The sequence below is a fragment of the Deltaproteobacteria bacterium genome, from assembly GCA_016183235.1.
In the GTDB taxonomy this organism is placed as follows: domain Bacteria; phylum UBA10199; class UBA10199; order DSSB01; family JACPFA01; genus JACPFA01.
Map to the genome: position 1 here is coordinate 1 of JACPFA010000004.1, position 11941 is coordinate 11941.

Genomic DNA, 11941 nt, shown 5'->3' on the forward strand with positions numbered 1-11941 from the left:
CAGCACGCGAATATGAGGTTGAAAAGTTCTCGAGGCTCCTTCAGTCCAAATCTCAATCCCTCTGGACGATCGCTTTAGCCTTGACCAAGAGGTCATCCATATGAGGGTCGGCGATGGAGCGCCGGGTCGAAAAAGCTAACTTCAGCTGCAAAGCCACCTCCCTCACTTTTTAGGTACGAGGATTTGCGATTAATTGGTTATGCCAAGTTGTTTTAATTCTTCTGGGCTGACGGATTTTGTCATGTAATGATTGCAATAGCGCGGCGCTTCCCCATTCTCTTGTTTATGAAGAAACAAACGATAATAACTGTCTTTGGAAAAAGTGTGATCCGTAGGGCCGGTACAACCTCGTTCTGTATAGTCATAATCCACAAAAGTCTGCTTCCAAGGTTGTTGCAATAAAGCGTGGGGTTTGCCTTTAATGATTTTACGAATATCTAGCATGGCTTCAAAACGTTGCCGCTTTCCACACGGAAATTTTTCTTTTTTTGATAAGGGTTTTACTTCACTTACATAAACAATAATCTCCCATTGCGATTCATCAAAATCACAGCCGGCAGGGGGTGGAATCGCGGCTTGGAGATTTGCTGCTAAAATAAATAAAGATAAGGTTGCCAAAAAACATGTTTTCATGGTTTTCCTTTTACCTACTTTGTCATCCCACGGTTTATCCGGGGGATCCATCACGCTTATGAAACTATCCGAACTGAAAAACAACTTAAAAAAATTACCCAAAATTAAAGAGCATGATTATTATATTTACTTAGGCCAAGCTATTAAGCTCATCGGTGAACAAGAAGAAGTGTATAACTGTGTGGTCTTTGTAGAACAAAAGGCCTACCTTAAACATTGGGAGAGTTTGCCCACCGCAAGGGTTTTGACATTAGATAAAATTGCGCGAGTTGAATACCCCCCCTATTGCCTCCCTGAAAAGATTGCCCAAGCCATTCTTGATAAAATAGAGCCCATTGAAGATCGTTACATTTATTACTTGCGATTAAAAAATGGTGAATGCATACAGTGCCAAACCGATTTTATGGTTAGTTTTGTCCGATTGCCCGAGGGCTATTCGGTTCATGATATTGATTCGGTAGAAAATTTGGCGAAGCCGCTTCCTACAACTCGGGCAAAATTTCATATTAAGGGGCTGGAGTACGGGTGGTGTTTTTATTAAGTCAAATTTGGAGGTGATCATGCAGAAACAAACGACGCTTAAAGAATGCTTAGCGGAATTGGTAGGGACTTTCCTTTTGATTTTTATTGGGGATATGGCCGTGGGTATGGCCGTACATACCGGTTCGATGGATCTGTGGGGGGTGTCTTGTTTATGGGGCTTAGCCGTCACCTTTGCTGTTTATGCAGTGGGTTCAGTTTCGGGGGCGCATCTTAACCCGGCGGTAACGATTGCCATGGCTTTGTATCGAAAATTTCCTTGGAGTAAGGTTTTACCCTATGCCCTTTTTCAAATTGCAGGCGCTTTTTTGGCAGCAGGCGTGGTTTATTTTGCATGGTCTGGGTTTATGATACCCACGGCCGATAAATTAGGCGTGATTATTGGCCAGCCCGGCTCTCAAAAATTGATGTCCATTTTTAGTGCTTTTTATCCTAACCCCGGCATTGTGGGGACGGATCTAATTGCTTTTGCCAAAGTGTCGGCCTTAAAAGCATTTTTGGTAGAAATGGGGATTACTGCAACCTTAGTATTTTTGATCTTATCTTTAACGGAAGATCGCCATGATGGTGCACCTAAGTCTAATTTAGTGCCGTGGTTTGTGGGTTTGATTGTAGCCGCCTTGGTGAGCGTCGCCGCACCTTTAACCATGGCGGCCATGAATCCCGCCCGTGACTTGGGCCCCCGTTTATTCTCCTACCTGGCAGGCTTTGGATCCATCGCATTCCCAGGGCCGCGGGGGAATGAATGGTGGCTATTTATTTTGGGCCCTATTTCAGGGGGTATTTTAGGGGGGCTCATCTATGAAAGCGTGGTGCGCCCTCTATTCGGGGCTTCTGACTTAAAAGCGGATCAAGGGTTAGATGTAGTTGAAAGAGATTTGCGTAAAACTATCGACTAATAATTCATGTAAAAAACTTCGATCTGTTCGCTGATTTGTTGAAAAAGCAACCCGTCGGTTAATTCAACCGGTACAATAGAAAATTTTTGATCTTTTAATTTATCTAAATCACTTTTTAGCTGCTCCAGCACTTTTTGAATGTTACTTTGAGTTGCAGTTGCAAAGTAAACCCCTAAAACCCATCGTTTTGAATTTTGGTGTTGCACCAAACCTAAATAACCTTCTTTAATTTCAGGGTATTTTGCGAGCATGGGCAACAGTTTGGTTTTTAATTCTTTATCAGCACCTTCGGTAGGCAAGAAAGTAAAGGGTAAGGGTTCTTGAGCAGGTTTTTCTTGTGCTAAGATATGGTTAACTTCTTCAACGGTAAATTCATAAGTATGAGGCCCGGCTGGGTCTAAAACAATTTTGCATGCATCTTGTTTAGCTAATTGCAAGATTTGTACTGAGGGTATCACCGTATAGTAAAAATCAGATTCTAACCATTTTTTAAAATTGGCTTCGCTAGAAAATAAGACAAACAAAAGCTCATCTTCTTCACCTTCGACCAGTTGCAAGCTCAAATCACCTTCTGCCATATTAGGTTGGTCAGGAGAAAGCGGCACCCATACTTCGGATTGTAGTAAAATCGCGTAAAAATTTTCCCTTCCATTAGGGCTATCGTTAGCAAATTGTTCAATCGCTTGCTCTAGTTTATTCATCATGATACCTAGAGCATGAACAATAGAAGGATGGCAAGTCATGAAAAAGTGGCAATTATTTTTTTTAATGACCGTTTTTGTTTTAGGTTTTGTTCATGAGGGCTATGCTCAAACCCATCTGGAGGGTGACTATAAAGTAAAGGGTTGGAATGCCGGTGTTTCAACAATGATGCCGCCCTCCTATACAGGCCGCGCAACTATCAAAAAGATAGGGAATACTTATAGACTCAATTGGCAGGTGGGTGCTGCTGTGCAAGCATTTGGTGGTGTAGGGTTATATGATCCAAAGACAAATATACTCAGTGTGAGTTTTGGTGATCTCAAAGCGGGGGGTGTTTTTGGAATAGTACTTTACAAGGTGAAAGGCGATACCCTCGAGGGTGAATGGGCTACCTATCGTACGCAAAACAACGGGATAGGGATAGAAATACTTGAAAAACAGTAGAAATTCGGGCGGAACCACCGTTATTTTGGTGCGTTCAATTCTTGAACATCACTTGCAGCAATTTTTGGGGTGAAGGGCCCTAAATCTTTTTCTAACCCTGCGGTGCAGACTTTGTAATTAGCGGCAGTGGGACAAGAAGCCGTGCCTGAGACTTTACAACCCGCGGCTTCACACTTTTTTCGGTTATTGAAATCGTCGCTTCCGGTGTAACGGCAATAATCACCGCAGGCACTCCCTGAGCCACAAATGTAACAGCCATCGGCCTGGGCTGTTGAATCCCAGCCAAGATTAAAAATTAACATGGATATGATCCCAGCTAAAACAATAAGATTTTTCATAGGACGAGCCTCCTTTGAGTTTGACAAAATGGTACGTCGGAAAATGTCATTCCCGCGAAGGCGGGAATCCAGAAATGCTCAAAATCACTGGATCCCTGCCTCCGCAGGGATGACAGAAAGCGCACTTTCGACTGTTCCAACTGTGGGTAGTGTACTTAATTTGAAGGAAATATCTACCAAATAGTTATGACTCGATAGAATTATTTTTTTTACTAACAAGTCCCCTGTATAGGCTACAGATTGCGAGGATTATGTGGCGAGAGAAGGAAGATGAGCAAAAAGCCCGCAGGCGTACCTTAGGGTACGTCGAGGACTTTTTGCGAAATCTGACGCGCTCGCAGCCCATAAGCCGAAGCAAGCTGTAGCCTATACAGGGGACTTGTTAGTAAGTATCAAGGAATCCCAATTAAGTTTGCTGGTCATGAACATCACAATAGCCAAGATTAAGAAGAGCCCCCAAGCGCCAACTAATAATGAGCTGTCTTGGGAGGAAAGTAGCAGATAAAGAAAGCCATAGAGTACTGTGAGCAGAAGACTAACGCCTAAAGAATGAGACCATTTGCCCATCACGCGTTTAGTGTAAATAAAATTAAGCCCAACGATACTGAACATGGCGATGAGATAAGAAAAGACAAACGGAATAAATTCTGACGTGGCAATTAACAATAAATAAAAGATACACAAACTGGAACCCACGAGCAAATAATGCAAAAAGTTTAACGGCACTCGCCCCACCAGTTCAAAAAGTAAAAGGATCAAATAAGTTAGAGCAATGAATAAAATGGCATATTTGGCGGCACGAGTGGCTTGCAGATAAATATCGACCGGAATCATGAAACTAACACCGAGAGCAGACCGTTGGAGTAAGCCCTCCGCCACTTCGTTATTCAACCATTGCTGGGGATAGCCACGCCCTAAGTGAAGCACATTCCATTCTGCGGTAAAACCTTGCTCCGAAATTTTTCTATGTTCGGGCAAATAGGCCCCCACAAAACTAGGATTAACCCAAGGAGAATCAATGGAAATTTTACTTTGTTTGCCAACCGGGATAAAATTGATTTGCTTACTTCCCGCAAATTTCAAAGAATAATTAAATTCAACAGGTTGGTTTTGAAATAGAAGGCTTTGTTTTCCTAGCAAAACCTTTAACCCAGAAGAAATAATTTCACTCTCCTTAGCCATGGGCTCAAATGGCAAACTCTCTGAATTCGAGAGTTGCAAGGGATTGGCTTCACGAATCGCCCTGACATCTGAAATACCCAAGGCAAGGATGGCTTCTTCCCAAAGAATATCGGCTGGATCTATTTTCCATCGCGAAAAATCAAGCTTGGCAAAATCACCTTTGACTTGCATCTCGGTTTGATACACAGGCACTTTATAAATTCCACGATAACGTATTTCGGGGACGACCTTGCTTTGAATAGAAATATTTTCAGGCAAAAAATAGGCTTGGGATTTTTGAATATAAGTTTTGTTGGTTTGATTTTCTCGCACCACGCTTCTAACTCGATAAGGAATAATTAAAACAGGGCCGGTTAAAGTTTGAGGGTAACCCCAGGTACTGATGGTTTCGTCTTGGGCCTGATATTGGCTGTCTTTTCTTTCTCGAATAACCGATTCGATCATGACCATGGGGATGAGTAAGATCAACATAAGAAAGCCAATGGAGCCCATTTTTAAGGCGAAGAAGAATTTTTTTTGGATAGGATTGGGGTTCATTCATTTACCTTTTGGTTTAGAGGTGACGATAGAAATCATTTTATGGGTTTAACCATCCGCCGTAAACAATAAAAAAAGCCCGCTGGAAATACCAACGGGCTTTTTAATTTAAATAAATTCGGCAGCACCTACTCTCCCACTAGGTCACCCTAGCAGTGCCATCGGCGCATAGAGGTTTAACTTCCGAGTTCGGAATGGGATCGGGTGGAACCCTCTCGCTATAGCCACCGAAAACCTTTTGGACTTAACCGTTAGGTAAGTCCTTTAAAAATTGCATATGCTGAAATACAGCTACCCTTAAAAACAATTTGGCCTTGAAACCCAAAAAAAATTTAGGTCAAGCCAAACGACCGATTAGTACTGGTCAGCTTAATGCATTACTGCACTTACACCTCCAGCCTATCAAACTCGTAGTCTACGAGTGGTCTTCTTACCCCTTGCGGGATTGGGAGATCTAATCTTGAGGCCCGTTTCGCGCTTATATGCTTTCAGCGCTTATCGGATCCGAACCTAGCTACCCGGCTTGTGCCACTGGCGTGACAACCGGAGCACTAGAGGTTCGTTCAACCCGGTCCTCTCGTACTAGGGTTAAGTCCTCTCAAATCTCCTGCGCCCACGGAAGATAGGGACCGACAATCTGTTACTTTCTCTCCACATCATTAATATCATCAGTAGAGATACAGACCACTCAATAATGAGTGGCGTCCGCCTTAGGCGGATCTGTATGTCGCCATACAGTTCGGACTATATCTTAATCGGAAGCATCCGATTTTTGGCGTATAGTCTCTGAGGATTTCAGAGTTTCCAAAATTTTTTCTTTTGGAACTTTTCGTCGACATCCATTGGCATTCATTAAGTAAGCCAATTGCACAATCTTGGAAAAACTCTTTTTCTCTAAATGTTCATTCTGATTCATCATCATAACAATCTTTTTAAAGAGATAAAAATCGTTTTTCTTTTGAGTGTACAGTGGATGCCGTTCGAAAAATGGAATCACTTTATTAACAAGATCTTGTCGATTTCTGATCACTAACACATAAGTATGATCATTAGCTCGACTGCGATGGTTTGGTTTAATAACTCCACAATCTAAACGTTCTTTAATACATTCAAGAACGTGTCTGCTGGAACTATTTTGACTGACATGAAATTCTGGAACGACTTGCCAGCCCAATTTAACATTCTCACTTTGCTGAAAAGCAATGTGAAAACTACCTTCACCATCAACAAAACCCGCAATATAGTGATTATCCATGGCTCTGATCTTTCCTGCTGATTGTCCGCACCTATAGCATTTTTACGCATTCCATTAAATTAAAATGAAACGTGTAGCTTAGGATACTCGGAGTTTCCAGCAAATAGCCAAATTTAAAGACAGCAAGGATCTACTGTCTCACGACGTTCTGAACCCAGCTCGCGTACCGCTTTAATTGGCGAACAGCCAAACCCTTGGGACCTGCTCCAGCCCCAGGATGCGATGAGCCGACATCGAGGTGCCAAACCTCCCCGTCGATGTGAACTCTTGGGGGTACCTTTTGTCCGATGAGCGATGGCCCTTCCATACAGAACCACCGGATCACTAAAGCCTACTTTCGTACCTGCTCGACTTGTAAGTCTCGCAGTCAAGCTCCCTTCTGCTTTTACGCTCAACAGCTGGTTTCCAATCAGCTTGAGGGAACCTTCGCGCGCCTCCGTTACATTTTGGGAGGCGACCGCCCCAGTCAAACTACCCACCAGACACTGTCCTCGTACCGGATTACGGTACTGAGTTAGAACCACAAAATCATCAGGGTGGTATTTCAAGGTTGACTCCACGACGGCTAGCGCCGCCGCTTCAAAGTCTCCCACCTATCCTACACAAACAACCTCATAGTTCAGTGCCAAGTTATAGTAAAGGTGCACAGGGTCTTTCCGTCTTTCCGCGGGTAGACGGCATCTGCACCGTCAATACAATTTCGCTGAGTCTCCAGTCGAGACAGTGTGGCAATCGTTACTCCATTCGTGCAGGTCGGAACTTACCCGACAAGGAATTTCGCTACCTTAGGACCGTTATAGTTACGGCCGCCGTTTACCGGGGCTTCGATTCAAAGCTTCTAGGATTGCTCCCATGACCTCTCCTCTTAACCTTCCGGCACCGGGCAGGAGTCAGACAATATACTTCGACTTTGCGTCTTTGCATTGTCCTGTGTTTTTGATAAACAGTCGTCACCACCGATTCTCTGCGACCTATTAAAGCTTCGAGGAGTAAATCCTCTAACCTCAAAAGGCATGCCTTCTCCCGAAGTTACGGCATCAATTTGCAGAGTTCCTTAACTAGAGTTCTCTCAAGCGCCTTGGGACATTTATCCCCACCTACGTGTGTCCGTTTACGGTACGGTTAACTCATAAACTAACTACGAAGTTTTTCTCGGGAGTATGGGATTACTCACTTTGCTCCGCTACGCGGATCGTATTCACATCTCAGATATATCCCGGCGGATTTGCCTACCAGGACATCCTACATGCTTAAACCGCCTAATCCAACAGACGGCTGAGCTACCCTTCTCCGTCACTCCTTAGTGTGACATTTATGAATTAGTACAGGAATATTAACCTGTCCTCCATCGACTACGCCTTTGGGCCTCGTCTTAGGGACCGACTAACCCTGGGGGGATTAACCTTGCCCAGGAAACCTTAGGTTTACGGCGAACTGATTTTTCATCAGTTTTTTCGCTACTTATGCCAGCATAAGCTCTTCTAGGGCCTCCAGCCATCCTTACGGTTGACCTTCGCAGGCGACTAGAATGCTCCCCTACCATTCTAAAATTCCCGCAGGAATTCTAGAATCCGCGACTTCGGTACTATGCTTAGCCCCGTTACATTTTAGGCGCAATCTCGCTTGACTAGTGAGCTGTTACGCTTTCTTTAAAGGGTGGCTGCTTCTAAGCCAACCTCCTAGTTGTCTGAGCGCTATCACATCCTTTCACACTTAGCATAGATTCCGGGACCTTAGTCGGCGGTCTGGGTTTTTCTGCCCTCTTGACCACGGACGTTATCACCCGTGGTCTGTCTCCTATGATAAAAGTTAACGGAATTCGGAGTTTGGTTAGGTTTGGTAATCCTGTCGGACCCCTAGCCCATCCAGTGCTCTACCTCCGTTACTTAATTCATAAGGCTATACCTCAATATATTTCGGGGAGAACCAGCTATCTCCAAGTTTGATTGACCTTTCACCCCTACCCACAGTTCATCCCAGGATTTTTCAACATCCACGAGTTCGGGCCTCCATCCTGTGTTACCAGAATTTCGCCCTGACCATGGGTAGATCACTTGGTTTCGGGTCCGATATATGCAACTAAAACGCCCTTTTAAGACTCGCTTTCGCTTCGGCTCCACCTCGATCGGCTTAACCTTGCTGCACACATCCACTCACCGGCTCATTATGCAAAAGGCACGATGTAGGGCATTTCTCTACCGAAGTAGAGACATAGCCCTCCAACTGCTTGTAGACATACGGTTTCAGGTTCTATTTCACTCCCATCTCTGGGTTCTTTTCACCTTTCCCTCACGGTACTAGTTCACTATCGGTCGAAGACGCGTATTTAGCCTTGGCAGATGGTCCTGCCAGATTCCCACAGGATTTCACGTGTCCCGTGGTACTCGGGATACCACTAGGGTGAATTAAGATTTCGCTTACAGGGCTATCACCTTCTTTGGCTGTCGTTTCCAAGACATTCTGCTATCTGCTTTCATCCCACATTGTGGTCCCACAACCCCTTAGGACAAGTCCTAAGGTTTGGGCTATTCCCCGTTCGCTCGCCACTACTAGGAGAATCACTATTGTTTTCTTTTCCTAGGGGTACTTAGATGTTTCAGTTCCCCCTGTTTGCTTTCAAAAGCCTATGAATTCAGCCTTTGAATAATCTAGGATTGCTCCTAAATTGGGTTGCCCCATTCGGAAATCTCCGGATCGTAGCCTATTTAGCGGCTCCCCGAAGCTTATCGCAGCTAATCACGTCCTTCATCGCCGGTCTTCGCCAAGGCATCCACCGTATGCCCTTAGTAGCTTGACCAAAACCTTAAATATCTTAGGGCTTACGATTAAATAAGCCGCAAGATTTATTAAAGTAGGTTTTGGAGATTCCAAGACCTTATCATTGTATTGCAGGTGCTTCTTTCAAACATATGCAATTGTCAAAGAGCTATGATTGTTCAAGTAAAACTTGAACAATCGAAAATTTTATCCCTCATGTGGAGATGAGGGGGTTTGAACCCCTGACCCCCGGCTTGCAAAGCCGGTGCTCTCCCAGCTGAGCTACATCCCCGAAAATTGCGAAACAATTTTCCCTCCATTTTCGATTTTCTAGTGCCATTTTCCAAAATTTAAGCACTGGAAAATCGCATTCGAAAATAGAGGGTGGTTTTGCATCGCAAAACCACAGGTGGGCCTGGATAGACTCGAACTATCGACCTCACCCTTATCAGGGGTGCGCTCTAAACCACCTGAGCTACAGGCCCGGCAGTAAAAAAATTAAAACTTGAACTTAAACTATAACTTCAAGTTTTTTCAATTTTGGGGCCTGTATCAGAAACAAAGCTCTGATCTTTAAAAACTGAATAATGAACCTAATTTGCAACAGGAACTAATCCTTTAGAAAGGAGGTGATCCAGCCGCAGGTTCCCCTACGGCTACCTTGTTACGACTTCACCCCAATCACCATTCCTACCTTGGACGACTACCTCTTCGCCCATCATAATGCTCCAATCTCTGCGTTGCTCGTCGTGAAGGCTCAGTCAGCGTACCCCAGGGTACGCCTCCTTCGCTTCACTTCCTCGCGCCTTGATCTTGAAGCATTCTGAAGGGCGAAGTTAGTGCGTCGGCTTCTGGTAGAAACGACTTTCGTGGTGTGACGGGCGGTGTGTACAAGGCCCGGGAACGTATTCACCATGGCGTGCTGATCCACGATTACTAGCGATTCCAGCTTCATGGAGTCGAGTTGCAGACTCCAATCCGAACTTAGGATAGTTTTATGGGATTGGCTCCCCCTCGCGGGTTGGCGACCCTTTGTACTATCCATTGTAGCACGTGTGTTGCCCTAGACATAAAGGCCATGAGGACTTGACGTCATCCCCACCTTCCTCCCCGTTAACCGAGGCAGTCCCTTTAGAGTGCTCAACTTAATGTTTGCAACTAAAGGCGAGGGTTGCGCTCGTTGCGGGACTTAACCCAACATCTCACGTCACGAGCTGACGACAGCCATGCACCACCTGTCTCCCGGCTCCCTTGCGGGCACCCCCTCCTTTCGGAGGGGTTCCGGGGTTCTTCGCGTTGCGTCGAATTGAACCACATGCTCCACCGCTTGTGCGGGCCCCCGTCAATTCCTTTGAGTTTTAATCTTGCAACCGTACTCCCCAGGCGGGGTACTTAATGCGTTAGCTGCGGCACTGGGTTAAAACCCAACACCTAGTACCCATCGTTTACAGCGTGGACTACCAGGGTATCTAATCCTGTTTGATCCCCACGCTTTCGGATCTTAGCGTCAGTATCCGTTTAGAGAGCCGCTTTCGCCGCCGGTGTTCCTCCTAATATCTACGAATTTCACCTCTACACTAGGAATTCCGCCCTCCTCTACGGTACTCAAGCCTGCCAGTTTCAAGCGCACTTCCTCAGTTGAACCAAGGGCTTTCACACCTGACATAACAGGCCGCCTACACCCGCTTTACGCCCAGTAATTCCGAGCAACGCTTGCACCCCTCGTATTACCGCGGCTGCTGGCACGAGGTTAGCCGGTGCTTCCTTTGAGGGTACCGTCAAATCGAGGCGATATTAGCGCCTCGATCTTTCTTCCCCTCCGACAGAGCTTTACAACCCGAAGGCCTTCGTCACTCACGCGGCGTTGCTGCGTCAGGGTTTCCCCCATTGCGCAAGATTCCCCACTGCTGCCTCCCGTAGGAGTCTGGGCCGTGTTTCAGTCCCAGTGTGGCTGATCATCCTCTCAGATCAGCTAACCATCATAGCCTTGGTGGGCCATTACCCCGCCAACTAGCTAATGGTGCGCAGGCCCATCTTTAAGTGATAGCTTACAAGTAGAGGCCATCTTTTACCTCAATAAATTATATCGTGGTCTTATCCGGTATTAGCCCGTCTTTCGACAGGTTGTTCCAGACTTAAAGGCAGGTTACCTACGTGTTATGCACCCGTTCGCCACTTTACTCACCCATTGCTGGGCTTTCTCGTACGACTTGCATGTGTTAAGCACGCCGCCAGCGTTCGCTCTGAGCCAGAATCAAACTCTCAAGTTTAAATTCTGCAATTACTCGCATACCTTCTGTAAAGAAAGTGATAGGAGTCTTTTTTGGTTGTGATAATTTTCAAAAAGGACCCGTTTACATTTCAGTCCATTATTCAGTTGTCAAAGATCAGAACTAAAAACAGGCTTTTTTCTCATTCCCCCGGACAAAAACACAGAAGATCACATAGCCCATAGATCCGGGGGTGGGCAATCTTATATACTTCGACTCAATTGTCAATATTAATAAGTGGAAATGTGGTAGCCGAGTGAAAGTGTCAGTACTAACTGCCGAGTGAAAATGTCAGTAGCTATCCTCCGAAAGGAGGAGAAGGATGCTACTAACAATGAGAGATAAAAATAAAATTGAGGTGATTGAGGCAGTCATGGACGAGAG

7 protein-coding genes, 2 tRNA genes and 3 rRNA genes are annotated in these 11941 nt (G+C 45.3%); 3 read left to right on the forward strand and 9 right to left on the reverse strand.

What is annotated here, in order from left to right; genetic code table 11:
* Positions 1–189: 189 nt before the first annotated feature.
* Entirely contained in the window at positions 190–633 is a 444-nt protein-coding gene (locus HYU97_00980) for a hypothetical protein (GenBank protein MBI2335328.1), read from the reverse strand.
* Between the two features lie 58 nt (positions 634–691).
* On the opposite strand from HYU97_00980, the gene HYU97_00985 reads away from it, so the two are divergent.
* Both HYU97_00985 and HYU97_00990 read left to right on the forward strand, forming a co-directional pair.
* Positions 692–1174, forward strand: a complete 483-nt coding sequence (locus HYU97_00985) for a hypothetical protein (GenBank protein MBI2335329.1) — start codon at positions 692–694, stop codon at positions 1172–1174.
* Positions 1175–1193: 19 nt separating this feature from the next.
* A complete protein-coding gene (locus HYU97_00990; GenBank protein ID MBI2335330.1) occupies positions 1194–2072 on the forward strand; it encodes an aquaporin family protein in 879 nt (292 codons plus the stop codon).
* Here HYU97_00990 and HYU97_00995 read toward each other — a convergent pair.
* Positions 2069–2776: an SseB family protein gene (locus HYU97_00995; GenBank protein ID MBI2335331.1), complete on the reverse strand. Its 708-nt coding sequence runs from the start codon at positions 2774–2776 to the stop codon at positions 2069–2071. The two genes, HYU97_00990 and HYU97_00995, sit on opposite strands and share 4 nt — an antisense overlap.
* Positions 2777–2813: 37 nt before the next feature.
* Between HYU97_00995 and HYU97_01000 the strand changes: the two genes are divergently transcribed.
* The gene (locus HYU97_01000) at positions 2814–3218 is read left to right on the forward strand and encodes a hypothetical protein (GenBank protein MBI2335332.1); all 405 of its coding nucleotides are present in this window, start codon (positions 2814–2816) and stop codon (positions 3216–3218) included.
* A 20-nt stretch (positions 3219–3238) separates the two neighbouring features.
* On the opposite strand, the gene HYU97_01005 is transcribed toward HYU97_01000, so the two are convergent.
* The 7 genes from HYU97_01005 to HYU97_01035 all read right to left on the reverse strand — a co-directional run bounded on the left by HYU97_01005 (position 3239) and on the right by HYU97_01035 (position 11559).
* Complete coding sequence (locus tag HYU97_01005) at positions 3239–3556, reverse strand: hypothetical protein (GenBank protein ID MBI2335333.1); 318 nt, start codon at positions 3554–3556, stop codon at positions 3239–3241.
* Positions 3557–3922: 366 nt separating this feature from the next.
* Complete coding sequence (creD, locus tag HYU97_01010; GenBank protein ID MBI2335334.1) at positions 3923–5275, reverse strand: cell envelope integrity protein CreD; 1353 nt, start codon at positions 5273–5275, stop codon at positions 3923–3925.
* Between the two features lie 116 nt (positions 5276–5391).
* Positions 5392–5507: ribosomal RNA gene (rrf, locus tag HYU97_01015) — 5S ribosomal RNA — on the reverse strand.
* An 86-nt stretch (positions 5508–5593) separates the two neighbouring features.
* Positions 5594–9331 (reverse strand): 23S ribosomal RNA (locus HYU97_01020).
* A gap of 175 nt (positions 9332–9506) precedes the next feature.
* Positions 9507–9579 (reverse strand) — tRNA-Ala (locus tag HYU97_01025).
* Positions 9580–9697: 118 nt separating this feature from the next.
* Positions 9698–9772, reverse strand: a tRNA-Ile gene (locus HYU97_01030).
* A gap of 135 nt (positions 9773–9907) precedes the next feature.
* A 16S ribosomal RNA gene (locus HYU97_01035) occupies positions 9908–11559 on the reverse strand.
* The 16S, 23S and 5S rRNA genes sit together here with 2 tRNA genes alongside, the layout of an rRNA operon.
* Positions 11560–11941: the final 382 nt, after the last annotated feature.